Below are 24,412 nucleotides of genomic sequence, written 5' to 3' on the forward strand. Positions count from 1 at the left end.
TGCAATTTCGATTTATACGGTAGCGTCTGTCAAGCAAAACCTCCAAAACTTTTGGTTGTCGCAGATAGATCACGTAGTGCCCGCTCTAGTAAAGTAGAAAAGTGTATAAACCATGAGAGACTGTAAAATACAACCAACAATTGTTGTTGCTGCTTATAATCGACCTTTATCTTTGAATAGATTGTTAGATTCCTTATCTAAGGCATCTTTTAAGGGTTACTCAAATATTAAGCTCATAATCAGTATTGATTATGGAGGTTCTTCTCATGTTGCAAAAATCGCGCAAGAATTTATTTGGGAATATGGTGAGAAAGAAGTAGTTTTGCAATCTATAAATTTAGGTTTAAAGAAACATATAATTTATTGTGGGAGTATTTCACAGCAGTGCGAAGCTGTAATAGTTCTAGAAGATGATTTGTTTGTTTCACCTGAATTCTATAACTATTCCTGTCAAGCATTATCTTTCTACAAAGATGATAATCGTATAGGCGGAATATCACTTTATTCGTATTTATATAACGAGTATGCTCAACAAAGGTTTATTCCGATTAACGATGAATTTGATAATTATTTTATTCAAAGTGCAACATCTTGGGGACAGATGTGGACAAAACGTCAGTGGAAAGATTTTTTAGAATGGTTTGCAAATGAAGAATGTGAAAGTAAGCAATTGATATCAGCTAACAATCTTTTAATTCCTGATCAAGTACTATGTTGGCCGGAAAAATCATGGAAGAAATACTTTATTAAATATATGGTTGATAAGGACAAGTTTTTTGTAGTACCTCGAAAGTCTCTAACAACTAATTTTTCTGATGCAGGAGAAAATTATGCCTACTCAACTTTTAGACTTCAGGTACCCTTGCAAGTGCTGCCTCAGCAGTATAAATTTTCTCTATTGAGCGAGTCTACAGTTATCTACGACAGTTACTTTGAACTCACATCTGACTGTATAAAAGGGCTGAACAGTAACCTTGCTGGCATCAATTTTACAACAGACCTATATGGGACTAAAAACCTCGATAAGATATCCACTGAATATTTGCTAACAATACGTGACACCAGAAAAGCATCGTTATCTTATGGCTTCAGCTTAGTTCCACCTGAGCTTAATATTATTTTTGAGCAGCCTGGTTCATTCTATACTTTATGTAAAGTGGGTGATTGTCTCAAGGAAATAGAATTTAAAAAAGTAAAACAATATGCCGCAACTACTTCGGATATAGGTACTAAAAAGCTAATTAGTTTAATTGTATATAATACAGCAAGGAGATTTCTAGATTTATTAAAGACTAACTAGATTCATCTAGTGATTTTACCATTGTAACTTCAATTCAAAAAGCTCTTGGACAAATGAAAGGTTTTTTAAGTCTTTAGGCTTTGGTAGACCCGTAATTTCTTTCGATTCAACAATATTAAAAATATATCCCCTGTTGAAATTACAATTTTTAATGAATTACACGAAACTATTAAGCAGTTGTTACTCTAGTCAAGAGTACGAACTTTATCAACAAAGTTGTGGTGACTACTCACAAATACAAAATTATTAAAATATTATTTTTTCCGATTTGGAGCAACTTTTTTCGCTAAAAAATAATTTAAAATTCAATACAGTTCAGTTAAGCCTAAAACTTAACTTCTACGTAGGTTGGGTTGAACGAAGTGAAACCCAATAAATTCTGATAAATGTTGGGTTTCGTTCCTCAACCCAACCTACGCAGTTTAAGGTTTTTGGCTCTAACTGAACCGTATTGATTTAAAATTTTAAAGGTTACAGCAAAAATAAACTATGCAAAAAGTATTTTTATATTTGAATTTGGCTCTGATGTTTTTTCCTGCATTTTCTTTGTCTTATATATTTATTGGGATATACTTTCAATCTAGAATTTTAGGGCTACCATTATTGGCATTTTATATAATTAACAAAGATATAGAAATTAGAAAAAGTCTTATTTTTCTAATTTTCCCATTTTTGATATCTATAATAGTACCAATTTTAGGATTAGTTTCTGATAGAAATTTTAGTTTAATTGATATTGGATATATATTAAGCTTTTTATATTTAATCCTTTTTGCTCAGTCAATGTATAAAAATATTAAATTATTTATTAATTTTATAAAAATTTTTACTGTTGCAAACTTAGTCTATGGAATTATTCAAACATTTTTGGCGAATATTGGGTTAAATAGGCTGACAATGATACATAGTAATTTACCTAGCCAATCCATTAGTGAATATTCAATTCCCCCTTCTATCTTGCCTTATACATATAGATTTAGTGGTCTTTTTAACGAATCTTCTCCTCTGATATTTTATTTATGCTCTTCTTATGTATTTCTTTCGCAGATTAACAGTAATAAAAAATCAATATTTATAAATGTAATTCAAATTATTACTATAATTGCAATAGCTATATCAGGATCTAAGTTTTCTTATGCATTTTTTATCGTTGTTGCTGTCAATAAACTAATTTCGCTTTTGAAATTATCACAAAATATAAATAATGCTATTAAAATATTTCTAGTTGCTTTAACAGCTTATTTTTTATAGCTTTTTATAATGATGCAATTATTTACCTTGGTCAAAACCTTCCTGCATTTGCAGAGAGAAGTACAAATATTCAAAATAGTATAAGTTCAATTTTTGAGTTTGATGTATTTGGACAAGGATTTCTCCCTAGCTCAACAGGAGAAGCTGAAGGATTAGATGCAATTACGATACTTGTTAGAGGTTATGGATTGTTTTCTGGAATTATTGTGTTGACTTGTTTCTTATTAAACATTATGTTTGCAAATTTAAAAGATAAAGATATTTTTATCTCTATATATATTTTAGGATTATTATCTAATGGTTCATTTATGATCGTTCAATATACTATATTTTTTACAATGATTTATATTATTGATAATCAGAATCGTTGTGATATGGTAAGTCATAAAATTTATGATTATGAGCAAATTAAATTAAACAAAATTAATTAAAATCGTCAAGCCTTAATCACTTTTAATTTATAAGTATTAATTGTAAATATTTAGGAGTAGCCTTCAGTGACTATATGCGATGTAATAACAATAGCTAGAAATGCAGAAAATATTATTTATAAAACTCTCAAAAACGTCAGCAGTCAAAATTATCCTTCAATTAATCACATCATAATTGATGGTCAATCAACAGATTTGACCGCAGAAGTAATTAGAAAATTTTCTCATACAAAAAATTGTCAAATATACTATCAACAAAAACTTGGTATTACAGAAGCTTTTAATCAAGGTTTACGTTATTCATTAGGAGACTTAGTAATATTTTTGAATGCAGGAGATTTACTAGTAGATGAAAAAACTATAACTAACATAGTAGATTCATATAATAATCATAACTGGCTTTGGGCATTTGGAGAAACTATTTCAGTTAGCCGTAAAGGATATTTGAAAAGACATATTAAGCAGTATGGGGAATGGCGACAAGAATTATTTTTATATGGTAATCCTATATGTCATCAGTCTACTATTTTTACTAGAACAATTTTAGAAAAAGTAGGTTTATATAATGAAACATTTACTTTAGGTATGGATTATGACTTTAACATTAGAGCCTCTTTAATCGAACCACCATACCTTCTAAAATTTCCGGTTTCATACTACGATACTACAGGTGTATCTTCTCTGAAAGTGTTTCAAGTTCATAAAGCACATAGCGATATTAGAAAAAAATACTTTATATATGACAGTCAACGTAATTTTAAAATTGATACTGTTGGCTTTATAAAAGCAATTAAACGTTTCTTAATGATCCCATTTAAGCTATATTTATGAGTATTTCAAATATAGATTATCCAAGCTTGATATTAGCTATCCCTGCATACAATGAAGCAGGGAATATAGAACGTCTGATTAGAGGTTTTTTAACAACCGAATATCCAAAATTAATTGAAATAATTGTGGCTGATGGTGGTAGTACTGATGACACATTAGATATTGTCAATAAACTCTCATTAGAAGATTCTAGAGTCAAGCTGCTACACAATCCGTTAAAAGTTCAATCGGCTGGTCTAAATTTGATACTTAAAGAATGCACAGGTGATATATTTCTCAGAGCCGATGCTCACTCTGATTATGCACCAGACTATATAGAACGATGTGTAGAAGCATTACTAGACTCTAAAGCCCTTAACGTCGGTGGCGCACAAAGATTTGTAGCTAAAACTCCCTTTCAAGCAGGGGTTGCATTGGCTTCTAAAAGCTTTTTAGGCAGTGGTGGAGCTAAATATAGAAATCCTAACTATAACGGCTATGCTGACACAGTTTATTTAGGCTGCTTTTGGACAAAAGAATTACGTGATGCTTCTGGATTTGACACTTCACAAATTACCAATGAGGATGCCGGATTAAATCAAAAATTATTGAACAAAAATCCACAAGCTATCTATATAAGTTCAAATATACATGTATGGTACTATCCTAGAAAAACTTGGAAATCTATTTATGTTCAATACTTCAAATACGGTAGAGGACGTTACTTAACTAGTATTAAACACAAAAATCAGTTGCAACTGAGAGGAAAGCTACCATTTTTATTTATATCAGCAACGCTGTTGTTATCGCTGATTGATTTCATCGTTCCTCAGTTATCTCTACATACAGAAGCATTGATTTTGAGTGCCTTAGTTTTTCCATTCGGGGAAAGCTTACGCACAACTTTAAAATTCCGTAACAACTTTACTACAGAGCTTTGGCGCGGTGGCAAAGACGAACTTCCTTCTTGTTTAAATCTGTGGTTTTTCTGTGGAGTTACGTTGCTAACCATGCCACTTGCTCACTTTTCTGGCTACGCATATCAGCTATTTAGACGCAGATTTATGAGAGTTACAGGTTGGTAGATAAAAGAGATTATCTCAAACGAGAGTTAAAACTGGCAGCACTCCGCCTAGTCACAATCCACACAAACGATCGCCCACAATCTCGCAATACTCTTATCATTGATTCTGATGGCTGATTTTGAGAAGCTACCGCTATAGGTGTAACTGCAATCCCCTGGCTACCCAAAACAATAGTTGCGATCGCCTGCGCCCGTCTCATGTGATAATCTGACGTAATCAAATATATATGCTGTAACCTCTGGTGAGCGAAATATTCTACCAAAGTCGTGAAATTAGTCACAGTATCCGTTGCTCTACCATCCAAATGTAACTTTACATTGGGAACACCATACTGTAAAAATATCCGGCGATTATTCTCTAAATTCCAAGGAAAATCAGAAACCCAAATATCTAAATTCTGGTGATACTGCCAAAATTGCGCCGCGAACTTCATCCGCTCAGAAGCACTCCCCAACACAAAAATAGCCTGTGGTACTGGGGTTTGATAAAAAGCGATCGCTATCCTCACAGGAATTATACTAGATAATAGAAGAGCGATCGCTAAAACCCACTTTACCAATTTCAACTTGCGTTTCATTTCATATATAGCAAGGGACTCTTTACTGGATGAAAAGTCTTTTTGTGTCTAAGTTTTATCATCTGTTGATGTCCTAATCACCAAGGCTTTTGCTATAATCGTGATTTTAAAAACCCAAGCCAAAATAAAAATCAGCCTACTTTCAACCAGCCAAAAACATGCTCGACGGTCAAATCAAGCGTTAAAAATTCAGGAATCGGAAGAGTATCGTTACCAGTCAACTCCACAGGTTCTCGTCCAGAAATAAATACTAAAATTATTCGGTCTTCAGGGTCAATTAACCATCCCAACTTAGTACCATGTTTGAGACAGTGCAAAATATTACTAATAACTTTAGTAGCTTTCTGGTCGGGTGAAAGAATTTCTACTGTCCAATCAGGATAAATTTTAAAGGCATTGGGTACTTCACCATCTGCATCAAAAGGAATTCGCTGCCAAAGAAACACGCTAGCGTCTGGAACAATCGAGCGTCCAGCAAAAGTGCAACGCAATTCTGGGAAAGCTAGGGCAACTTTCGCTGTTTCTGCAACATTATTAACTACATCACAAAACTTCAGTTGCAAGCGCGAATGTTTACCTTGAGGCATAAGTTTTTGGGAAACACAACCATTTATAAATTCACTGGCTGGCTTAGTTTCCGGCAGTTTGAGAAATTCTTCGAGAGTCAAAGAGGTTGCTGTTGTCATCGCTTTGATGAAACGAAAAATCTCCAGTCTTTTAATATTTTATCCTTTGTAGGCACTTAGGAAACACCAAAAATAATTTATTTTATTCTTCCTGCTCCCTTCTCGCCACCAAAATCGTCTCCTTCGCCGCCTTGCCTTGCAAACGTCATCCGTTCAACTGCATCCCTCAACACAAAAATAGCCTGTGGTACTGGGGTTTGATGCAAAGCGATCGCAATCCTCACAGGAATGATACTAGTTAATAAAAGTGCGATCGCTAAAACTAACCACATCAATTCAATTGTCTGTGGCTGCGGTTTTAAACTGCACTTGGCGGTACAAGTCAGCGATCGCTATTTCTACATCTACAGATTCCAGTCGCAATATTTCATCCAAATTATACTCCGACAACACCCATTTTCCCTGTTCATTGCGCCGAAACACTTCTACAACTGGTTGAGTTACTTGTACTAAGACATATTCTTGCAAGGTTGGAGATTGGCGATATTTGGCAAACTTTTTCCCCCTATCGACTGCTTCTGTTGAAGGTGATAGCACTTCGATAATTAAGCAGGGAAATTGTACCAATTGTGGATCGTCATCTCGTTCATCGCAAGTTACCACAACATCTGGATAAAAATACTTTTGCCCCGGTTCTACCTGTACCTTTACATCTACAATGTACACTTCACAGGAGCGATCCGCTAGAGCATCATCTAAAAGCTTTGAGAAATTGAGAGAAATCCGATTATGGTTGCGTGTAGCACCACTCATCATCACAATTTCGCCATCCCAATACTCGTAGCGTTCCTCTTGGGTAGGTTCCCAAAGCAGATATTCTTCTGCACTCATCAAAGTGTTGTCAGGTAAAGCAACCATCGTAGCCTTCGGGGAATGAGTTACTTTTCTAGGATAGCGAAAAAAGAGCCTTCTCTTTTGGTATGACTATTCCCACATCCTCTCAACAGAATAAGCATCGAGTTTTTTATCCCTGCTAATGATAATTAAGGAGTGATTCATTGCCTGTGCAATCAACATTCGGTCAAATGGATCACCATGATGTAGTGGGAGATTCCGAACTTGAACCGTATCGGCAAAAGATATCGGAAGTATGAGGATATCTCAAGCGTCGATCGCAGAACCTATCGTTTCATAGCTCCGTTGAAGCGATAATTTGCCAAGGTTCAACTTGATGGCAATTTCCCAAAGACTAGCGATACTCAGATAAACGATATCTGCACTATTGATCATCATCCTCAGATTCTCTGGAAGGCTGGAGTCATTTTCAGTTAACCAGATAAAGGCATGAGTATCTAAAAGGAAAGCACTGATTCCATATATTCCTTAAAAACTTCGAGAGGTTCATCAAAGTCATCAGGCAAAGGTAAAACAAAAGTTCCTTTTAAGATGCCAGATCGACGCTTTTGTTGTAGTATACTTTCCTGAGAAATGGCCTTTGAATAATTCTCAACTAAATATTTGGCATAATGCAAGAGTTCTTGTTTAAGTGGCTCTGGCATTTGATCTAGTGTTTGTAAAATTTCTGCATCAATAGCCATGATTTCTCCTGAGAGTTTCTCCTGCTTGTAATTTTAGGGGAATTTCTGGAAGGGATTTTATTTTTCGGTGGCTTCGGTTTCAAACTGCACTTCGCGGTACAAATGGGCGATCGCAACTTATCGTTTTAACAGAATCTGTCGCAGTTCGACATCGCCATAATAACGTCCTAACATTTTATCCCGCAGATGATTAATGCGATCGCCGAAACTTTTCATTAACGGCTCAAATCAGGACGATACCAAATAAAAAAATACTCAACTACTTATTGTGGGGTGGGCGTCTCGCCCGCCCTTGTATATGGGCGCTCATGTTGCCCACCCCACAAGAGTTATATTTAATTCGATTATGCAAATTAGATGTTTTTTAGCTTATCACAATATCAACGAATTTTCTAGAGTTGGGTGACTTGCGATCGCCTACTAGTAATGTGATAAGCTCACTTTGACCATCAATTAGGAAAGTTAGGAAAAAACAAAAATGGCAACTATCTTCGGCACCACAGGTTCTGAAACAATAAATGGAACTTCGGAAAATGACATATTATATGGATGGGCTAGGGGTGGCAATGCTGATAGCCCGTCTGGTAATGACACCCTGAATGGCAGCTTGGGTGACGATATCTTAAATGGTGGTACTGGTAATGACAGCCTTTTGGGTAGTGCTGGCAATGATAGCCTGATTGGCAATGATGGCAACGACGTGCTGACTGGCGGCACCCGTAATGACACCTTAGAAGGTGGGGCGGGTGCTGACAGCCTTTTCGGTGGCGCTGGCAATGATAGCCTGATTGGCAATGATGGCAATGACGTGTTAGAAGGTAATGTCAGTGATGACGTCCTAGTTGGAGGCTTGGGCAGGGACGTACTTACAGGCGGAGCCGGTGACGATAGATTTTACTTTAATTCCCTAGATGAAGGAATTGATACCATCACTGACTTCGACTACTTTGATGATGAGATTTGGATTTCCGCCGAAGGTTTCGGAATAGATACAGACGCTCTCGATGCGATTACATTCGACAGAAGTACAGGCGCACTGTTCGTTGAAGACACTCAGATTGCGAGAGTTTCCTCTATTTTCGGCTCACTCCCGATTTCCAGTGGTATCATCACCATTTTCTAGAAACCGTGTGTGCGGTTATGGCCTGTCACGAATCAGGCGATAGTCATTTGATTCCTTAGATGAGCTAGAGTCCGTTTTATTTCAACGTTGCAAGCTACTATCTAACGAGCGTGATTTATATTCGTGGTCTAACTTATTACCACTGGTGACCAGAAACAAACAACAATTTAACTATCTGCATTTAACCAGATTTGATATCACTGGCGATCGCACCAAAGTAGACGTAGGTTGGGTGGAGCGGAGCGCAACCCAACTGATGATCAGAATGTTGGGTTACGCAAAGCCTGCACCCAACCTACTACTACTTTAGGAACTGACAAATAAAAAAACATCCCAAATTTTCTTGTGGGATGGGTGTCCTCACCTGTCCCATATTCAGGGCGCTCATGTTGCCCACCCCACAAGATGGATAATTTATTTCTTGGAACTCCCTTATAATATCTTGTAAACTATCTCTTGACGTAATAACTTTTATATACTAAAAAGCATAAGATTTTAGGTTAACGTCCTAGCATTTTATCCCGTAGATGCTTTCTGGCGATGTCTACGACGGGCTACGCCTACGCGCCCTCAAGTCTAGCCCTTTGTATCTTAATGAAAGCTTTGCTTAAACAACGGCGATCGTTGGATGCCACTGCACTAGCCATCAAGCATTAAGGCTTAAGGTTACAACATTGAGGCTTAAGGTTACAACATTGAGGCTTAAGGTTACAACATCAAGGCTTAAGGTTACAACATCAAGGCTTAAGGTTAAGACATCAAGGCTTAAGGTTACAACATTAAGGCTTAAGGTTACGACATTAAGGCTTAAGGTTACAACATTAAGCCTTAACATTAAAGCTATCATGAAGGAACTGAAGCTTTCATGAAGTTAAAATATATTAGACCTCTAACGTCCCAATAGTTTATCTGGCAGATGCTTGATGCCATTGGGATTTCCAAGAAATAAACTATACAATCTTGTGGGGTGGGCAACATGAGCGCCCTTGATTACGGGCTCTCGTGTCGCCCACCCCACAATAAATAATTGGATATTTTTTTATTTGGAAGTCCCCATTGATCTCAAACCCGATTATGAACATCGCTGAACAGATTTACGCACTCGTTAAATCCCTTCCCCAAGAGCAAGCCAGCGAGGTCTTGACTTTTGCTGAATTTACTCGTACCAAGCACCTATCCCGCAGATGCTTTCTGGCGATCGCCTCCTAAACTTTACGCAATAATTCCCGAATAGCGATCGCACAATCACCAAAAGCTAAAGGTGAAATTGTCACATCCTCTGCAAGTATGCTCTCACTGTGATATCCGTCTGGACTGGGGAGACGATACATATACAACTTACGCCCATTGACATCTAAAATCCAGTACTCAATAATACCTGACTTAGAGTATGCGATCGCTTTTACTTCTCGATCATATTTAAGACTGGAATCAGCTATTTCAATCAGTAAAAATACTTCTGAAGCATTGGGATGGTGATCCTCATAATCTAATGGATTCAGCTTCACCACTGCAATATCTGGTTCTGGTTCTGAATAATCATCAAGTTGCACTGGTGATTGGATTCTTAATAAAACTTTGTCACCCAACCGTTGACGTAATAACCTTTCTGTGCGGGTAATTGCTGATTCGTGAGCAGTACCTTTTGCTGACATTCTGATGATTTGTCCCGCGATTAATTCTAAGCGTTCTTCAGGATGAAAAATTCCCGTTTCCGCCATTTTGTGATATTCTCGAACACTAATTAGGCGAATATTAGTAAGCATAAGATTCACGTTAACGTCCTAGCATTTTATCTTGCAGATGTTTAATGCGATCGCTACGACGGGCTACGCCTACGCGCTTGGAGAAGCTAAAGGTTAGGCTGCTGGCGCTACAACCTCTGAAGCAACTCGTCATACTCTCCATGTGCGCCAATCCAGAACCAGTAAATATGATCATCCTGTAACAAGCCAAGAACGCGGTAGTCTAAACTAACACGAGCCGAATATATTGGTTGGCGCTGGCTAACTCGTTTGAACTGAAGACTATTGTGGTAAGGATCTGAACGCCAAAGAGCATAGGCAATGGCCGCTTGTTCTTGAACTGATGCAGGAAGTTCATCAAGTTTCTTGCGAAATACCTTCTTGACATACTCCCCGCCCTATAAGGGCAGGGATTCTAGCTTCAAACAGCAATTGCAGGCATAGCCTGTCTGACATCACCTAAGCTAGCAGTCGATGCCCCGACTGCTTGAATATTACGTGCAGCGTTTTCGTCTCTCCCATTCACGGATTGACATGACGGACAACGCCACTCTCTAACAGACAAATCCAAACTTTCTAGAACGTTTCCACAGTGGGAACAAGTCTTACTACTGGGATACCATCGGTCGATGAAAATAACCCTCTTTTTCTTCTTTTTGGCAATCCATTCAAGGGTTTGTAGAAATTCACCGAAAGCTAAGTCTGATATTTTTCTACCCCAAAGTCGTTGCATCCCTTTGAGATTTAAAGTTTCAAAGCAGAGAATATCAAACTTATCAGTTAACTCGTGAGCTAACTTCCAAAACCAATCGCGTCTTTGGTTAGAAATATCTTCGTATTTGCGTACTAAGTTTTCAAAAGCCCGTTCTCGGTTAGCTGATCCCTTTAGTTTTCTGGAATGGTGACGACTCGCACTATGAACTATTTTCAGCGATTGCTTAAGAAATTGGGGAGACTCAATTGTTGTACCATCTGAGCAAGTGAGAAATGTTTTTAACCCAAAATCAAAACCAGCGATTTTACCCGTCTTAATTTCAACTTCTGGTTTACCACCTTCATCAACAACCGCAACCATAAACAACTCACCCAATGGTGTGCGCTTGATAGTTAAAGTTTTGACTGTTCCTTCTATCTCTCTAGACTTCCAAAATTGATAAACTCGACTGCCAATTTTAACTCGATTACCACCCAGAAACTTATAACCAGCTTGCTTTAAGGTGAATGATTTATATTTTCTGACCTTCTTAAACCCCGGTGGTCTAACTCCCTTTTTATTGTGTTTAAAAAATAACTGGTAGGCTTTTTCAATACGTTGACAAATGTCTTGCACTGCTTGAGAGCCTACTGATTGCCAAAAAGAATTACGCTTTCTCAACTTGGCAATATGAGCCTGAAGTTTTGCACAGTTCAAGTGTTTTCCCCACATTCGATAATAGCGTCTGTGGAGAGCAATACAATAATTGTAGATTACACCACTCGCATTAATCATGCGTTTGAGCAATCTATTACGCTTGTGTTGATATAACTTGAACTTCAGTGTTTTCATGCTAATATTGTACCATTAATAGACGGCATTATGACGGCATGAAAAAATTAACTGTGCGATGTTCTGATGAAGAATATAAAATACTTCTTGAATACTGTACCCAAACAGACCGCACCCAAAATGATGTATTCAGAGAAATAATTCGGAAATTAAACAAAAGCCGTCGTAGAACGACGGGGCTTTAAACCCATTTTTTCGGTAAAATTCAGGTTAACGTCCTAGCATTTTATCCCGCAGATGTTTAATGCGATCGCTTCACCCAGTCCCGCCCTATAGCAATGCAATAAATTCCTCTACACTTAAATCAGCATCCCGAATTATTGCCCGCAACGTACCCTTAGCTAATTCCTGATGATCTGGGACAACAACTTGAGCAAACGGTTCATCTCGTCGTAGAATAATATGGCTACTTTGCCTACGCTTTTCGTAAAAACCCACCTTTTCTAACGCTTTGGCGCAATCTCTTCCTGAAATACTCGGTAGTTTGCTCACACGAGTACCAGAAACGTTTCAAAGTTATCTTCTGGAACAGGTAAACCATCCTCCTGCAACGCGGCGATGTAACCTGCGATTGCCTCTTTGATATTGGAAAGGGCTTCCTCTTTAGTCTTACCCTGGCTAATACAACCTTTTAGGCTTGGGCACTCTACAACCCAGCAACCATCTTCATCTCGATACACAATTACCTGTCTCATATTCTACTCGATAATAAAAAATGTGTATAACTGTTCTTGATCTTATCAAGTAAGCCTCCTAAATCTGCCTTCTACTGTTCATTTCAACCTCAAACTGTATATTTCTCTGGGCATCTACGCATCTTCATTGCCCATCTATTCAATTTTCGGTTGCTTCGGTTTCAAACTGCACTATTTTTATTGCTACCCTGACCAAGCACTAACGTCCTAACATTTTATCCCGCAGATGTTTAATGCGATCGCTGAAGCTTGTCATTAACTATTTGTTGTGCGGAAACTTTCTGTGTATCAAAGTAAGGTATTCAGTCAGAGAAGGGGTTACGCTGTTGCATTTACCCTATGTTCTTGACCAGTCTTCTGTTCTATACATCTTGCAGTCTTAACAACCTACTCAGCAGATTTCCGCCATTCTTGTCCAAAGCGAACCGCTTCCTCAAAGGTAGGATCGTTTTCAAAGCTACCTGCGACTTCTAACCACCAAGGAGATTTTTTCTGGACAAACCCATACAACATCTGTTTCATTTCTGCCAGTTCTTTCTCCAAAGTTGCAACTCGCGCTTCGAGTTGTTGAGAGCGTTCTTCAAGTTGCTGGGAGGTCATAGGGATCTATTAAAAGTTAGAATTTTGAAAGCATTATAGCAAGACCATCTGGTTCTGGTTCCGAGCAATCATCAAGTTGCACTGGTGACTAGATTCTTAATAAAACTTTGTCACATAACGGTTGACGTAATAACCTTTATCACTGATTTAACTGATTTAAGGATTTCACGGAATGAAGGATAGGGTTTAATACCCCAACAATCTTAGGTAGCAAGTTTTGGGTCGGGGTCTAAATCCCCGTTACAAAACTTAATTACGAATTACGAATTACGAATTACGAATTATTTAAGTGGGGGCAATTACTGATTTGTGAGCATAAGATTCACGTTAACGTCCTAACATTTTATCCCGCAGATGCTTAATGCGATCGCGCAATTTACCCGCCTCTTCAAATTCCAGTTTCTTCGCTGCTTCTTTCATCTGCGTTTCTAACAAAGTAATCAACCCTGGAATCTGTTCTAATGGCAGTTCATCTATATGTTCATCGACAACTTTCAAGTCAGTTGCATTTAACCGCCGAGATACATCTAAAAATGCCAAAATTGCATTACTTGATTTTTTGATAATTGGTTGCGGTGTAATCCCATGCAGTCGATTATGTGCTGTTTGAATACCACGCCGTCTATCTGTTTCATCAATAGCTTTAATCATGCTACCTGTCATATTATCGGCATACAAAATCGCCTGTCCCTGGATGTGACGCGCGGCTCTACCAATAGTTTGAATTAAGGAGCGCTCGGTTCTCAAGAAACCTTCTTTATCTGCATCCATAATTGCTACTAAGGAAACTTCGGGTAAATCTAACCCTTCCCGCAGCAAATTCACACCAACTAATACATCAAATTTCCCTTCGCGCAAGTTTTGTAAAATTTCAATGCGCTCAATAGAAGTAATCTCGGAATGTAAATACCTTACCCTGATACCGTGGTCTTGCAAATATTCGGTTAAATCTTCCGCCATCCGCTTAGTTAATGTGGTAATTAACACTCGTTCATGGCGATCGGCTCTATCTTTAATTTCGCCTAACAAATCATCAATTTGTCCTTCTGTGGGACGCACAGAAATTTCTGGATCAACCACCCCAGTTGGTCGAATCACTTGCTCAACTACATGATCTTCAGAAATTTCTAATTCCCAATTTCCGGGAGTTGCGGAAACAAAAATACACTGATTGACCTTTTGCCAAAATTCTTCTGCTTTCAAAGGACGGTTATCAGCAGCGCTAGGAAGCCGAAATCCATGTTCAATTAAAACTTTTTTTCTTGCTTGATCGCCGTTATACATGCCGCGAATTTGTGGCACTGTAACGTGAGATTCATCGATAATTAATAGCCAATCTTTGGGAAAATAATCAATTAAACATTCTGGTGATTCTCCAGCTTGTCTTCCTGCTAAGTGACGGGAATAATTCTCAACGCCGTTGCAGTAACCCACTTCGCGCAGCATTTCTAAGTCATAGCGTGTACGTTGATCTATGCGTTGCGCTTCTAATAATTTACCAGCTTGTTCTAAGTCTAGTTTTTGCTGTTTTAATTCTGCTGCAATGTCATTACAAGCTACTTCTAACCGTTCTTCTGGGGTGACAAAGTGACGCGCAGGGTAGACATTCACCGCTTCCAAACTCTTGAGAATTTCACCTGTCACCGGATCAATATAGCGAATCGCGTCAATTTCATCACCAAAAAATTCCACACGAATAATTCGGTCTTCATAAGCTGGGCCAATTTCTAAGACATCACCTCGGACGCGAAATTTTCCCCGACCCATTTCTATGTCGTTGCGGCTATATTGAACATTTGCCAAATCCCGTAAAATTTGGCGTTGATTTACTTCCATACCTATCTGAAGGGGGATGGCAGCTTTTAGATATTCTGCTGGCATACCCAAACCGTAGATGCAACTGATGGAAGCAACGACAATGACATCACGGCGTTCAAAAAGCGATCGCGTCGCTGAATGCCGCAACATATCTATTTCATCATTAATCGCTGCCGTTTTTTCAATATAAGTATCGGTAACGGGAATATACGCTTCTGGCTGATAATAATCGTAGTAGCTGACAAAATACTCGACTGCGTTGTTGGGAAAGAAATCTCGCAACTCGTTACAAAGCTGGGCAGCAAGGGTTTTATTATGCGCCAGAACTAAAGTAGGCTTGCCAATTTTCTCAATAACTGCTGCTACCGAAAATGTCTTACCAGTTCCAGTAGCTCCGAGTAAAGTTTGGTAACGATTACCCGCTTGGATACTAGCAGTCAGTTGTGCGATCGCTTCTGGTTGATCGCCTGTGGGACTAAAGGGAGCTTGAAGACAAAATTCTGTCATACAGTTTTGCTGGAAATACCCTATCTCATGGTGACGATTCCGCCCTGTATCCATTGTAGCGGGGTTATTAGAGCAAATAAATAGTAATAAATTTTTACAAAACTTATTAATTTAAATTTACTTATGTATCAGTTTTAAAGATTCTTATATCTATATGAGGTTTTTTAAGGTTAAACTCTAAGGTATATGGGAAAAAATTTCATTCTTCCTTAATTATTGTAAAATTCAATTAACAAACCAGAGGTCTTCGTTTATGACTATTAGCAACACTGGCAAAGCAACCAGTTCTCGGCAAAAGTATGCCAAGTCTCCAGGGGAAACAACAGAGGAAGTTGAAAATCAACAAGACCAGAGCTTGAATGCTGAGAAAGTCGATGAAGTTAATGAACTGCCAGTGGGAGCTTCGGGAACACTCGCCATTTCTGGAATTCGTCCCATAGGGGCTAGCGACTTAGAAGTTGCTGAACACCTCTCAATTGCTGGGGTGCGTCCCGTTAGCACCAGTACCTTAGAAGTAGTTGAAACATATAACTCAATGGGCATTCGTCCAATTGGTGCTAATACATTCCAAGTTGTTGAAAGTATCAATCTCTCTGGGATTCGTCCAATTGGCTCAAGTTTATTGGTAATTGATGAAAGCTATTCCACCTTCGGTAATCGTCCAATAGCATCAAATGAGGTTGACAACTCTGAAAGCCTGATGGGTTTCCTAGATTAGAACAATAAAATATCCCCATAACTTTATAAACCCAGCTTCGTGTAGAAGCTGGGTTTTTTTAGTTAAACAGTCAAAAAAAGGGATTACCAGATTTGCACTAGGGCTATTTCGTTCTAAACATAAACCGCCCAGAACTAAAGTTCCTCGGCTCATAGCTTAAGTCCACTAAAGTGGATTAAAAACCTTTCTTAGTCATCTTTAGATGACTTTTGTTATTAGCCTCAGAATTTATTCTAAGGCGGGCTAAATGAGAATGAAATAGCCCTGTATTTGCACTTGTTCTATGTCTTTTAGCATAGGCAACTAAACTATTCTTACTTTATTTTATATTCAACCAACACCCAGAACGCTTACTACAACTAACTTTCTTAATTACGAATTACGAATTACGAATTACGAATTATTGAATCTGCCTTGTGGTGGAAGGCTTTAGCAAAAACTTTAAGCTAGTGTGTAAAGGTAATAACAAAAGATTTCAAAGCTGTAAACAAACTTTGAAATAAGTTTTTGATTAAATCAGGAGTACAAAATGAGCATAGAAGATCGCGCAAAAGCAGCTGCTAAAAATGTTGAAGGTAAAGCCCAAGAAGCTTTAGGAAATGTCACTGGAGATCCAGAAGATAAAGCTAAAGGTAAAGCAAAGCAAGCTGAAAGCGAAGTCCGTCATGGAATTGAAGACGTGAAAGATAATGTCAAGAAAAATATTGACTAATCAATAATTCAATCAAGTTTTTTGCAAAAATAGGAATATAAATGGGGTGGATTCCATTTTTGCAAAAAAGCATGAAGGATTGAAGATTCAAGTCTATACCTCTTTCTTCTCCTCTTAGCAAGTGTGGAAAGTTAGAGAACCAGCCTGATTGGCAGAATTTTTTGTAGAGACGTAATAAATTACGTCTCTGCATTAAAAATGAAATGTATTACAAATTAGAGGAATAACCTCTATAAAATTCCAAGTTTATAAATGCAAGCAATTAGTTTGAATATACAACTTATTCTATCTGTTGTTTAAAGTGTTTTATCAGGAGGAAAAAAATGATTCTGCTTCAGCAAGGTCGCAAAATATTGGCGACTTTCCTTTTAATCGGAGTACTGATGATAACTACCGCCTGTGGTGGTGGTGCGGTATCACAACTTGACCGCCCAACTACTCCCTCAGCAATTGGCCGAGATGTAACTTATGCAGAGTTAGAGCGAGGCAATACCCCAGGAGGACAAACCTTTGGTAACTGGGTTGTGCAAGCATCTCAAGGATTAGTTCAGGACGCTTTTGTTCGTGATAACAACAAACTAGGTGTTGTGATTTCCCCTAAAGTTCGTCCTAATGAAGTGCGACCATTAGCAAAATCTTTAGTTCAAGGTTTTCATAAAAACTTTCCAAAACAAGATTTAAAGGTTTTGATTTACGCACCTGATAAGCAATTGATTTTGACTACTGAATATGACACTCAAACTAATCAAGTTAAATATACCTAATTGCTGTATTTGCAATGGAAACTTGAAGATAGTTTGATAAATTTGGAATTAAGGCTTGGAAATATTAGCCATCCAAAGAATTTGATAAAAAAAGGAGATAAGTAAAGTGGCAACCAGCGAAGATTATAAGCGTCAAATAATGAAAGATTTGGCTAAAGGTGATGTTGAATCTCTGGATGATACTACAGCCGAATCAACGGCGGAATATCAAAATTTTGATGATTTTGCTCAACGGACAACACCAGATCAACGTCGCCACTTATTTGGTAAATCTTTACATCCCGATCGCATTCCAACCAGCCAAATGGAGCCAGAATTACAACAGGCGATCGCACAAATTAAACCCAATGAACGGGATGATGTAGCAAGAGCCTTTTTCAAACACTTGAAGGAAAGAAAACTAGACGAGAAGCATCTAGAGCAACAGTTGGGGCTTTCTACACACCACCCCAGCCGCATGAGTGCTGATGATGTTAGCAAACTAGCGTCCTTTGTGTATCACAACCACCCCGATATTTTCCGCGAAGTGTTGGCGGAGCAACCAGGGATTATCAAGTTTCTCAGCAATCCTGTAGTAGCAGGCATTCTCGGAATTGCGGCGGCTAAGTGGTTGGGTGGTCGCAAGTAACTTCTGAATTTTAAGTTTGGAGGATGAGTAAGAGATTAGGTGGGTTATATTACCCACCTTTATTTTTTGCTTATTAAAATGAGCCAGATAAGCGATCGCTTAGGGACTTCCAAGTAAAAAAATATTCCATTGCTATTGTTCACTGTTGACCGTTGACGGTTCACGAGTTTTCAGTCAACAGTCAACGACTTGAATGTGGAATAATTTATTTTTTGGAGTTCCCTATTCTTCTGTGTAGTTTTCTGGGGGTTGACGTGGGACGCTTCCGTTTTCGGTTGGGATGCCCTGTGGCTTCGGTCAGTGTTGTGGAATTTAGCTCACATGGGCCGCTGGTAAAGGTTTTGGCAGACCGTAGTCATTTGGATCAGGGTTTGCGAAATTTACCGGGGACGTGAGAGAAGTTAGGAGTTAGGAGTTAAGAGTTAAGAGTTATTATTTTTACCTTGCTCCCCCTCGCTATCTGGCTCAGTGTATTTGCAGAGAACGTTTATTCCAATTTTTAAAATATATAATACGACAATTGTGGCGATCGCTCCATCCATCGGTATTCCATTTACTGCTGCAACTGCCACCAGTGAGCCAATAATACTATTGAGCAGAGAAGCACTACCAGGATTCTTAGTGTATTCTTTGATTTTGCCCTGTAAACCATCATCACCACAGATTTCCGCGCGGATTTCATTCAGGGTCAGCTGTAAAAGGGATTTTTTGCCCTTACTATAATCTGTTTTGCCGACTTTCTCTTGCCAAAGTTCATCAAAAGTGCTTTCTAGATTGCCGTTGTGTTGTTGCAGGGTAGTAAGCGCTTGTTGGGCTGGGGTGTCGTTTGGCAGAAGTTGCTGAAATTCTTGGATTTCGACAGGGGTTAATTGAGCATTCATATATATTTGACTTAATTATTTATTGAGTATTTGTTAGTTCCTGAATCAACTCTTCAGGTGTGATAATTCTGGGAGTAGCAACTGGAAAATCTCTAGGGTTGCGAGTAATAATAGCATCCAAGTGATTGAGTACCGCAGCGCTGTATTGAATAGCGTCTTCAAAATCTCTAAAATTAAGGTTTAGTGCCATATTGATTGCGGTACTTTCTACAGTAGCGACACGGCAGAAGTTGACCAACTGCCTTAAATAAGTAAGTGTCCACTCTCGACCTCTTGCCCTGCGGATGATGTAATACAAATCACTAAAAGTTGAAGCGGAAATATAACCTTCTACCTGTCCTTGCTCAATTAGCACCAACACTTGTTCGCTTGCCTCTAGGAAAGGTTCACGCTCAAGGGCATCATCTACAATGATGTTGGTGTCTAACAAGATTTTCACAGATTATGTTTCTCCTTTAAAGCTTCCCATCTGGCTCGGTCTGGGTCAAAGTCTGGTGGTGTCGGTGGGGCATTTTCAAATAAACCTTCAAATGCTTTCACTTTAGACTTTCTTCTCGGCTTTTCTGGCTGTGACTCAGTAGAAGTTTCCAAGGATGGAACTGGCTGCAAAATAATCACTTCCACTTTTCCAGGAGCAATATTTAGAGGTTCGTCAATAATTAAATGACCTGATTCGTCAATTGTGGCGTTTAGCTTGTAGGCTTGCATATTGCTTTTCCTCATCTATATATAATTAAATAATATTTCAGGCAATTTCACAGATTATGTTTCTCCTTTAAAGCTTCCCATCTGGCTTGGTCTGGGTCAAAATCAGAAGGCGTAGGTTGTGTTTTTTCAAACCAGCCTTGTAAAGCTTTGATTTTTGTTTGTCTTTTCGGCTTTTCTGGCTGTGACTCAAAGGATGGAACTGGTTGCAAAATAGTACCTGAATCAACGATCGCAGTTATAAGTGAATGTCTTGTCGTCACCAACATTACAACATTAAGTCTTAACGCTATAACTTTAAGGCTTAACGTTACAACCTTAAGGCTTAACCTTATAACCTTAAGGCTTAACGCTATAACTTTAAGGCTTAAGGTTACAACATTAAGGCTTAAGGTTACGACATTAAGGCTTAAGGTTACGACATTAAGGCTTAAAGTTACAACTTTTTGACAAAAGCTTATGCGATCGCTCTTTAGGGTAGTGCGCTGTGTGCGTAGGCGTAGCCCGTCGTAGACATCGCAAGCAATGCTTAAATAAAACTTATGAATGATTTGACGTTGGCAATAAATCTTGCACTGCACCCTAAGACTCTGTTTCTAGCCTATCTCGCACTGTCCAAATTACCTGACGCAGATCACCCGCGCACTCTTCACCCGTCCCCTTATACCAAATAGCTTGAAACTGACTTTCGCCTAACTGTTTGAGTGTTCGCGCTAAATCATAGATATTCTCTATTTCTCCTGTCTGTGTGTTCTCTGCGTCTCTGTGGTTCGTTGATTTGGATAATTTATTTCTTGGAAGTCCCTTAGCTGATTATTCTATTGGGTTAGAGTTTTATAGGACTTACGCACAAGTTACGGAATAACGAACCACAGAGGCACAGAGGGCACAGAGAAATCAGAGTTTGAGAGGTAATTTGTGTAAGTCCTATTTTAACAGTACAGATACAGCGATAATTTACTCAAATCATCACCGAGTTGTTTTATGCTACCAGTTATTGAAAGCATTGTATTACGTCAAATGGCTTTGGGCGATCGCCTCTACTTACAACTATACAAATTCATCGGCGCTCAACCTGGTAAAAAGGTATACATTCAATCTAATCTGCACGGTGCAGAAATTGCTGGTAATGCCGTAATTCACCAGCTAATTGAGTTTTTATTAACAGTAAATGATACAGATTTAACTGGAGAAATTTGGCTGGTTCCCGTTTGTAATCCAATGGGTACAAATGAACGCGCTCATCATTTTTCCCCTGGACGATATTGCATTTACGAAGCCAAAGACTGGAATCGCATATTTTGGGATTACGAGAAAGAAGCTGATGATTTAGTAGCTTTTACTAAATCTCAACTTCATATTGATCCAAAGGTCATTCGACAAAATTATCTAACTATAATTAAGCAAAAATTTGCAAAAATTTTAGAAAAAATTAATTCTCCTAGTGCAGTGCCATACACTGAGCTTTTTAGCTATAAGTTGCAAAATTTCAGTTTAGATGCAGACTACTTAATTGATTTACATAGTTCTACCAATCAAGCTTTAGACTACGTTTATTACTTCCGAAATCGAGAAGATAGTGCAAAATACTTCTTACTCGATTTCGGGATCTTACTTGATAAATACGATGGTGATGCTTTTGATGAAGCTTTTATCAAACCTTGGTTAGCACTAGAAGCTTGTTTTAAAGAGTTGGGTAGAGATATCAAGTTTGATGTGGAAGCTTGGACGCTAGAATTAGGCTCAGGAATGCAAATGAACCCTGATTCAGTTGATAAAGGTATACGAGGTGTAAAAAACTATTTAGCCCAAAAAGGTGTACTGCAAATTCCTGATTTATCAGATGATATAAAAACCCATGAAATGACTTTTGCATCTAGCAGCAACCGGAAAAAATATTATGCGATCGCAGGTGGTATGATTCAATCCAGAATCGAATTAGGTAGTACAGTCAAAGCTGGACAAAAGCTGTATCAAATTCTCAGTTTTAATAAAGAAGGTAAGTTACCTAGTGTAATTGATGTCTACGCTCAACAAGATGGATTAGTTTATGATGTTGCAACCAATCAAGCTGTGAATGAAGGTGAATTTGTCTTGGGAGTTATTAGTTAGGAGTTTTTTTGCAAGCGTCTCTTCCCCCTTCTGGCAAAGGGAGATACAACTGGCGTGTGAATTTTATGAGACTAATAAGGCTAAAATTGAGTTGTATCGGTATAAAATAGAGAATTTATTTCTGAGATGGTTTTAGGACTTACGCAAAATATCTCTCAAACTCTCATTTCTCTGTGCCCTCTGCGCCTCTGCGGTTCGTTATTCTGTAACTCGTGCGTAAATACTAAGTTTAAAGGTAGTTTTCCGTTCCATATAGGCTCTTAACTCATGCTGGGAGGCTCCGCCTCCAGTGGCTTGACGTGAGGTAGAACCTCTCGGAATACATTCCCAGCCTCCAGGCTCTTAACGAGGCAACATAAGCCTTTGGGCTTTACAAGCGTGCCATTCGGATCTGAATCCCCATCTGATTTCTCCTCTTGTCCCCTTGCCCCCTAAATAAATTTATGGGCTTGGTAAATTTTTGACTGAGCGTCAATAAAATGCTGCTGTGACTGGATTTTGAAATTACATCCGGATTACACAAGTGCAAAGTAGTTTATGTATAAAAAAGAGATTGCTTTGCATGATTAATCAAATTGTCACTTTAGAATCTTGTTGGCATAGTTCTCTACCGTGGGGAAAAGCCATGCCACCATTAGCAGTTCAAATCCTGGAAAAAGTTTTCTTATCAAACTCTGATATATCAGGCTACTGTTGTGGTGTCCAATGGGAGAAAGAGGAATGGATTTATGCCATTATCTGCTGTCGTGAAATACTCTACTTGTCTCAAGAAGAATTTTCTGGAACAAACTTAGTGGAAAAAGCCACAGTTCCTACACCAGCTTTTCAATTAGGGGATGTGGTGGAAGTTGATTTTAGTGAAGAACCAGCACGGCGGATTATTCAAGGGATTTTTAGCCTGAAAAACAATTGGCTTTATGCAGTAGAATGGCGTTCCCCAACTTTGTCAGAAATGGCATCGGCTCAAAGTAGAATTATCTGGCTTGCGGATGTGGATTTAGTAAAAGTGAATGTATGACTGTATGACGATGTTTTTGGAGTTTTACCAAAAAAGTTAGCGCGTTTATCCGAGTGGGCGCTTAACTGTTTGGGTTGATTTCCTATTGCTGGGATTGAATTTTAATAGTGAGTTAACCAAATCCCAAATCCGATATTACTTTCCAAATTTTGCGTCATTGCTAATGTTCAACTTTCCGCATTTACTACCAGATTATTGAACTTCTTTAAAGCACTATCTTGATACCAGGCTGACGACGCATGATATTTTGAACAACTCACCCCACTTTCAAGAAATATCGCCGTTTTCGTGTCCACACCCGTCACAAGTCGCGTGCTGTTCAAAACAGCAGTATTTACACTGTAGTATAAAGATTTACTCTTGGATAAGATAATGTTTAGAGGCATAAGATACATGTACATCTATATACTCTACTGAGGCAAATAAATCAGTAGAGTATTTTTATAGGAAGAGGAAGCTGCCAAGCGTAAGAAAACTTACGATTTCCTGATGACGGATGCTCAGGGGCAGACATCGAAGCAATTTTCCGACATCGAAGATTTAATCGCCCGACAAGTCGAGGCCATATTTCTCGCGCCACGCGAATATGAGGGTCTTACACCTGCTCTCGAAACAGCGAGAGCGGCAAAAATACCAGTATTTCTCATCGACCGTGAAGCTGCGGGAAGACCAGGCGAGCATTTCGTCAGCTTTCTCGGTTCTTTGACTTTTGATTTTTGACTTTTGCCTTGCGGTCACTGCTAGGGCACAATCAGCACTGGGCAAGGGGAAAGATTAATCACGCGAGTGGTAACACTATCATCCGCTCCCTCTTCAGTCAAGCCTAGCCCCCGACAGCCCATAATGATTAAATCAGCGCCGATTTCATCAGCGACATCGCAGATAGTAAAAGCTGGTTTACCCCGCCTTTCCAGGATTTCAGATTGAATTCCTTGCCCAGAAAATAAAGATTGGGCATTGGACAGCAGCTTGGCAACTACCTCTGGTGACACCATCGGATCATCTGCACTAGGCGCATCTTTTGGTGGTTCTTCCACCACAGACAGCAGCACCAAGCGACTGCTGTACTTTTTGACTACGTTGGTCACCACATCAGCAGCTTCCCGCGTTTCCCGGCTTTGATCGATAGGAAATAGTACTGTCTTAAATATCTCTGTCACTT

Annotated in this window: 32 protein-coding genes and 2 pseudogenes; 15 read left to right on the forward strand and 19 right to left on the reverse strand. The window is 38.7% G+C overall.

The window, feature by feature from the left end; all coding sequences use genetic code 11:
- Nucleotides 1–112: 112 nt before the first annotated feature.
- The 4 genes from D1367_RS05295 to D1367_RS05315 all read left to right on the forward strand — a co-directional run bounded on the left by D1367_RS05295 (nt 113) and on the right by D1367_RS05315 (nt 4,877).
- The gene (locus tag D1367_RS05295; RefSeq protein ID WP_118164099.1) at nt 113–1,300 is read left to right on the forward strand and encodes a glycosyltransferase; all 1,188 of its coding nucleotides are present in this window, start codon (nt 113–115) and stop codon (nt 1,298–1,300) included.
- Between the two features lie 489 nt (nt 1,301–1,789).
- The gene (locus D1367_RS05300) at nt 1,790–2,551 is read left to right on the forward strand and encodes a hypothetical protein (protein ID WP_118164102.1); all 762 of its coding nucleotides are present in this window, start codon (nt 1,790–1,792) and stop codon (nt 2,549–2,551) included.
- Nucleotides 2,552–3,048: 497 nt separating this feature from the next.
- Nucleotides 3,049–3,813: a glycosyltransferase gene (locus D1367_RS05310; RefSeq protein WP_118164109.1), complete on the forward strand. Its 765-nt coding sequence runs from the start codon at nt 3,049–3,051 to the stop codon at nt 3,811–3,813.
- Nucleotides 3,810–4,877, forward strand: coding sequence for a glycosyltransferase family 2 protein (locus D1367_RS05315; RefSeq protein WP_118164112.1), 1,068 nt, complete (start codon nt 3,810–3,812; stop codon nt 4,875–4,877). The genes D1367_RS05310 and D1367_RS05315 overlap by 4 nt, the downstream gene beginning before the upstream one ends.
- A 10-nt stretch (nt 4,878–4,887) precedes the next feature.
- Here D1367_RS05315 and D1367_RS05320 read toward each other — a convergent pair whose 3' ends face one another.
- From D1367_RS05320 to vapB, 6 genes and pseudogenes are all read right to left on the reverse strand, one after another.
- On the reverse strand, nt 4,888–5,454 hold the full coding sequence (locus D1367_RS05320) for a YdcF family protein (RefSeq protein WP_118164116.1): 567 nt from the start codon (nt 5,452–5,454) through the stop codon (nt 4,888–4,890).
- A gap of 131 nt (nt 5,455–5,585) precedes the next feature.
- Nucleotides 5,586–6,140: a Uma2 family endonuclease gene (locus tag D1367_RS05325; RefSeq protein WP_118164120.1), complete on the reverse strand. Its 555-nt coding sequence runs from the start codon at nt 6,138–6,140 to the stop codon at nt 5,586–5,588.
- 77 nt (nt 6,141–6,217) lie between these two features.
- Nucleotides 6,218–6,415 (reverse strand): hypothetical protein, encoded by a 198-nt coding sequence (locus D1367_RS05330; RefSeq protein WP_181985077.1) that lies wholly within the window; start codon nt 6,413–6,415, stop codon nt 6,218–6,220.
- Between the two features lies 1 nt (nt 6,416).
- Nucleotides 6,417–6,998 carry a Uma2 family endonuclease gene (locus D1367_RS05335; protein ID WP_118164127.1) on the reverse strand — a complete coding sequence of 194 codons (582 nt, stop codon included), beginning with the start codon at nt 6,996–6,998 and terminating at the stop codon, nt 6,417–6,419.
- Nucleotides 6,999–7,064: 66 nt separating this feature from the next.
- A pseudogene (locus tag D1367_RS33050) lies at nt 7,065–7,460 on the reverse strand (type II toxin-antitoxin system VapC family toxin).
- Nucleotides 7,433–7,678 carry a type II toxin-antitoxin system VapB family antitoxin gene (gene vapB, locus D1367_RS05345; RefSeq protein ID WP_118164132.1) on the reverse strand — a complete coding sequence of 82 codons (246 nt, stop codon included), beginning with the start codon at nt 7,676–7,678 and terminating at the stop codon, nt 7,433–7,435. Before vapB ends, D1367_RS33050 begins: the two are co-directional and overlap by 28 nt.
- A 478-nt stretch (nt 7,679–8,156) precedes the next feature.
- Between vapB and D1367_RS05350 the strand changes: the two genes are divergently transcribed.
- The 3 genes from D1367_RS05350 to D1367_RS05355 all read left to right on the forward strand — a co-directional run bounded on the left by D1367_RS05350 (nt 8,157) and on the right by D1367_RS05355 (nt 10,010).
- Nucleotides 8,157–8,801 carry a calcium-binding protein gene (locus D1367_RS05350; RefSeq protein ID WP_118171138.1) on the forward strand — a complete coding sequence of 215 codons (645 nt, stop codon included), beginning with the start codon at nt 8,157–8,159 and terminating at the stop codon, nt 8,799–8,801.
- 145 nt (nt 8,802–8,946) lie between these two features.
- Nucleotides 8,947–9,111: a hypothetical protein gene (locus tag D1367_RS30495; protein WP_181985078.1), complete on the forward strand. Its 165-nt coding sequence runs from the start codon at nt 8,947–8,949 to the stop codon at nt 9,109–9,111.
- A 764-nt stretch (nt 9,112–9,875) separates the two neighbouring features.
- A complete protein-coding gene (locus D1367_RS05355; protein ID WP_244944981.1) occupies nt 9,876–10,010 on the forward strand; it encodes a DUF2281 domain-containing protein in 135 nt (44 codons plus the stop codon).
- Here the strand turns inward: D1367_RS05355 and D1367_RS05360 are convergent.
- The 8 genes from D1367_RS05360 to uvrB form a co-directional block, all read right to left on the reverse strand.
- Nucleotides 10,007–10,567 (reverse strand): Uma2 family endonuclease, encoded by a 561-nt coding sequence (locus tag D1367_RS05360; RefSeq protein ID WP_118164136.1) that lies wholly within the window; start codon nt 10,565–10,567, stop codon nt 10,007–10,009. The two genes, D1367_RS05355 and D1367_RS05360, sit on opposite strands and share 4 nt — an antisense overlap.
- Nucleotides 10,568–10,577: 10 nt before the next feature.
- Complete coding sequence (locus D1367_RS30500; RefSeq protein ID WP_181985079.1) at nt 10,578–10,742, reverse strand: hypothetical protein; 165 nt, start codon at nt 10,740–10,742, stop codon at nt 10,578–10,580.
- Complete coding sequence (locus D1367_RS33215) at nt 10,675–10,869, reverse strand: ParE family toxin-like protein (protein ID WP_420845986.1); 195 nt, start codon at nt 10,867–10,869, stop codon at nt 10,675–10,677. Before D1367_RS33215 ends, D1367_RS30500 begins: the two co-directional genes overlap by 68 nt.
- 98 nt (nt 10,870–10,967) lie before the next feature.
- Nucleotides 10,968–12,092: an RNA-guided endonuclease InsQ/TnpB family protein gene (locus D1367_RS05370; RefSeq protein WP_118164141.1), complete on the reverse strand. Its 1,125-nt coding sequence runs from the start codon at nt 12,090–12,092 to the stop codon at nt 10,968–10,970.
- Nucleotides 12,093–12,362: 270 nt separating this feature from the next.
- Nucleotides 12,363–12,584, reverse strand: a complete 222-nt coding sequence (locus D1367_RS05380; RefSeq protein WP_118164149.1) for a type II toxin-antitoxin system HicA family toxin — start codon at nt 12,582–12,584, stop codon at nt 12,363–12,365.
- Nucleotides 12,581–12,787 (reverse strand): type II toxin-antitoxin system HicB family antitoxin, encoded by a 207-nt coding sequence (locus tag D1367_RS05385; RefSeq protein ID WP_118164153.1) that lies wholly within the window; start codon nt 12,785–12,787, stop codon nt 12,581–12,583. Before D1367_RS05385 ends, D1367_RS05380 begins: the two co-directional genes overlap by 4 nt.
- A gap of 387 nt (nt 12,788–13,174) precedes the next feature.
- Nucleotides 13,175–13,387, reverse strand: coding sequence for a hypothetical protein (locus tag D1367_RS05390; protein ID WP_118164156.1), 213 nt, complete (start codon nt 13,385–13,387; stop codon nt 13,175–13,177).
- A 327-nt stretch (nt 13,388–13,714) separates the two neighbouring features.
- On the reverse strand, nt 13,715–15,712 hold the full coding sequence (gene uvrB / locus D1367_RS05395; protein WP_118164161.1) for an excinuclease ABC subunit UvrB: 1,998 nt from the start codon (nt 15,710–15,712) through the stop codon (nt 13,715–13,717).
- A gap of 253 nt (nt 15,713–15,965) precedes the next feature.
- Between uvrB and D1367_RS05400 the strand changes: the two genes are divergently transcribed.
- The 5 genes and pseudogenes from D1367_RS05400 to D1367_RS31660 form a co-directional block, all read left to right on the forward strand.
- Nucleotides 15,966–16,430: a hypothetical protein gene (locus D1367_RS05400; protein ID WP_118164166.1), complete on the forward strand. Its 465-nt coding sequence runs from the start codon at nt 15,966–15,968 to the stop codon at nt 16,428–16,430.
- Nucleotides 16,431–16,959: 529 nt separating this feature from the next.
- Entirely contained in the window at nt 16,960–17,142 is a 183-nt protein-coding gene (locus D1367_RS05405; RefSeq protein ID WP_099103871.1) for a CsbD family protein, read from the forward strand.
- Between the two features lie 323 nt (nt 17,143–17,465).
- The gene (locus D1367_RS05410) at nt 17,466–17,906 is read left to right on the forward strand and encodes a hypothetical protein (protein WP_118164170.1); all 441 of its coding nucleotides are present in this window, start codon (nt 17,466–17,468) and stop codon (nt 17,904–17,906) included.
- A gap of 106 nt (nt 17,907–18,012) precedes the next feature.
- Nucleotides 18,013–18,534, forward strand: a complete 522-nt coding sequence (locus D1367_RS05415; RefSeq protein ID WP_118164173.1) for a hypothetical protein — start codon at nt 18,013–18,015, stop codon at nt 18,532–18,534.
- Between the two features lie 224 nt (nt 18,535–18,758).
- Nucleotides 18,759–18,929 (forward strand): annotated as a pseudogene (locus D1367_RS31660) (histidine phosphatase family protein); the annotation flags it as partial.
- A 27-nt stretch (nt 18,930–18,956) separates the two neighbouring features.
- Here D1367_RS31660 and D1367_RS05425 read toward each other — a convergent pair.
- From D1367_RS05425 to D1367_RS30030, 4 genes are read right to left on the reverse strand one after another with little or no spacing between them, the layout of a single operon-like run.
- Nucleotides 18,957–19,415: a hypothetical protein gene (locus D1367_RS05425; protein WP_118164176.1), complete on the reverse strand. Its 459-nt coding sequence runs from the start codon at nt 19,413–19,415 to the stop codon at nt 18,957–18,959.
- 19 nt (nt 19,416–19,434) lie between these two features.
- A complete protein-coding gene (locus D1367_RS05430) occupies nt 19,435–19,854 on the reverse strand; it encodes a type II toxin-antitoxin system VapC family toxin (protein ID WP_118164180.1) in 420 nt (139 codons plus the stop codon).
- The gene (locus tag D1367_RS05435; protein WP_118164184.1) at nt 19,851–20,123 is read right to left on the reverse strand and encodes a hypothetical protein; all 273 of its coding nucleotides are present in this window, start codon (nt 20,121–20,123) and stop codon (nt 19,851–19,853) included. The genes D1367_RS05430 and D1367_RS05435 overlap by 4 nt, the downstream gene beginning before the upstream one ends.
- A 47-nt stretch (nt 20,124–20,170) precedes the next feature.
- Nucleotides 20,171–20,383 carry a hypothetical protein gene (locus D1367_RS30030; RefSeq protein WP_147337335.1) on the reverse strand — a complete coding sequence of 71 codons (213 nt, stop codon included), beginning with the start codon at nt 20,381–20,383 and terminating at the stop codon, nt 20,171–20,173.
- Between the two features lie 721 nt (nt 20,384–21,104).
- On the opposite strand from D1367_RS30030, the gene D1367_RS05445 reads away from it, so the two are divergent.
- The 3 genes from D1367_RS05445 to D1367_RS05455 all read left to right on the forward strand — a co-directional run bounded on the left by D1367_RS05445 (nt 21,105) and on the right by D1367_RS05455 (nt 23,970).
- On the forward strand, nt 21,105–22,232 hold the full coding sequence (locus D1367_RS05445) for a succinylglutamate desuccinylase/aspartoacylase family protein (protein WP_118164192.1): 1,128 nt from the start codon (nt 21,105–21,107) through the stop codon (nt 22,230–22,232).
- 562 nt (nt 22,233–22,794) lie between these two features.
- A complete protein-coding gene (locus D1367_RS05450) occupies nt 22,795–23,250 on the forward strand; it encodes a DUF1392 domain-containing protein (protein ID WP_118164195.1) in 456 nt (151 codons plus the stop codon).
- 489 nt (nt 23,251–23,739) lie between these two features.
- Nucleotides 23,740–23,970: a substrate-binding domain-containing protein gene (locus D1367_RS05455; RefSeq protein ID WP_244944982.1), complete on the forward strand. Its 231-nt coding sequence runs from the start codon at nt 23,740–23,742 to the stop codon at nt 23,968–23,970.
- 20 nt (nt 23,971–23,990) lie between these two features.
- Here the strand turns inward: D1367_RS05455 and D1367_RS05460 are convergent, their stop codons facing one another.
- Complete coding sequence (locus D1367_RS05460) at nt 23,991–24,401, reverse strand: universal stress protein (RefSeq protein ID WP_118171141.1); 411 nt, start codon at nt 24,399–24,401, stop codon at nt 23,991–23,993.
- Nucleotides 24,402–24,412 lie beyond the last annotated feature (11 nt).

The organism is Nostoc sphaeroides, from assembly GCF_003443655.1.
Classification (GTDB): domain Bacteria; phylum Cyanobacteriota; class Cyanobacteriia; order Cyanobacteriales; family Nostocaceae; genus Nostoc; species Nostoc sphaeroides.

What these genes read in the sequence shown, in the direction of transcription:
- D1367_RS05295 (WP_118164099.1), top strand. Translation starts at nt 113, where the DNA reads ATGAGAGACTGTAAAATACAACCAACAATTGTTGTTGCTGCTTATAAT.
- D1367_RS05300 (WP_118164102.1), top strand. Translation starts at nt 1,790, where the DNA reads ATGCAAAAAGTATTTTTATATTTGAATTTGGCTCTGATGTTTTTTCCT.
- D1367_RS05315 (WP_118164112.1), top strand. Translation starts at nt 3,810, where the DNA reads ATGAGTATTTCAAATATAGATTATCCAAGCTTGATATTAGCTATCCCT.
- D1367_RS05320 (WP_118164116.1), bottom strand. Translation starts at nt 5,454, where the DNA reads ATGAAACGCAAGTTGAAATTGGTAAAGTGGGTTTTAGCGATCGCTCTT.
- D1367_RS05325 (WP_118164120.1), bottom strand. Translation starts at nt 6,140, where the DNA reads ATGACAACAGCAACCTCTTTGACTCTCGAAGAATTTCTCAAACTGCCG.
- D1367_RS05335 (WP_118164127.1), bottom strand. Translation starts at nt 6,998, where the DNA reads ATGGTTGCTTTACCTGACAACACTTTGATGAGTGCAGAAGAATATCTG.
- vapB (WP_118164132.1), bottom strand. Translation starts at nt 7,678, where the DNA reads ATGGCTATTGATGCAGAAATTTTACAAACACTAGATCAAATGCCAGAG.
- D1367_RS05350 (WP_118171138.1), top strand. Translation starts at nt 8,157, where the DNA reads ATGGCAACTATCTTCGGCACCACAGGTTCTGAAACAATAAATGGAACT.
- D1367_RS05355 (WP_244944981.1), top strand. Translation starts at nt 9,876, where the DNA reads ATGAACATCGCTGAACAGATTTACGCACTCGTTAAATCCCTTCCCCAA.
- D1367_RS05360 (WP_118164136.1), bottom strand. Translation starts at nt 10,567, where the DNA reads ATGCTTACTAATATTCGCCTAATTAGTGTTCGAGAATATCACAAAATG.
- D1367_RS30500 (WP_181985079.1), bottom strand. Translation starts at nt 10,742, where the DNA reads ATGATCATATTTACTGGTTCTGGATTGGCGCACATGGAGAGTATGACG.
- D1367_RS05370 (WP_118164141.1), bottom strand. Translation starts at nt 12,092, where the DNA reads ATGAAAACACTGAAGTTCAAGTTATATCAACACAAGCGTAATAGATTG.
- D1367_RS05385 (WP_118164153.1), bottom strand. Translation starts at nt 12,787, where the DNA reads ATGAGACAGGTAATTGTGTATCGAGATGAAGATGGTTGCTGGGTTGTA.
- D1367_RS05390 (WP_118164156.1), bottom strand. Translation starts at nt 13,387, where the DNA reads ATGACCTCCCAGCAACTTGAAGAACGCTCTCAACAACTCGAAGCGCGA.
- uvrB (WP_118164161.1), bottom strand. Translation starts at nt 15,712, where the DNA reads ATGACAGAATTTTGTCTTCAAGCTCCCTTTAGTCCCACAGGCGATCAA.
- D1367_RS05400 (WP_118164166.1), top strand. Translation starts at nt 15,966, where the DNA reads ATGACTATTAGCAACACTGGCAAAGCAACCAGTTCTCGGCAAAAGTAT.
- D1367_RS05405 (WP_099103871.1), top strand. Translation starts at nt 16,960, where the DNA reads ATGAGCATAGAAGATCGCGCAAAAGCAGCTGCTAAAAATGTTGAAGGT.
- D1367_RS05410 (WP_118164170.1), top strand. Translation starts at nt 17,466, where the DNA reads ATGATTCTGCTTCAGCAAGGTCGCAAAATATTGGCGACTTTCCTTTTA.
- D1367_RS05425 (WP_118164176.1), bottom strand. Translation starts at nt 19,415, where the DNA reads ATGAATGCTCAATTAACCCCTGTCGAAATCCAAGAATTTCAGCAACTT.
- D1367_RS05435 (WP_118164184.1), bottom strand. Translation starts at nt 20,123, where the DNA reads ATGCAAGCCTACAAGCTAAACGCCACAATTGACGAATCAGGTCATTTA.
- D1367_RS05445 (WP_118164192.1), top strand. Translation starts at nt 21,105, where the DNA reads ATGCTACCAGTTATTGAAAGCATTGTATTACGTCAAATGGCTTTGGGC.
- D1367_RS05450 (WP_118164195.1), top strand. Translation starts at nt 22,795, where the DNA reads ATGATTAATCAAATTGTCACTTTAGAATCTTGTTGGCATAGTTCTCTA.
- D1367_RS05455 (WP_244944982.1), top strand. Translation starts at nt 23,740, where the DNA reads ATGACGGATGCTCAGGGGCAGACATCGAAGCAATTTTCCGACATCGAA.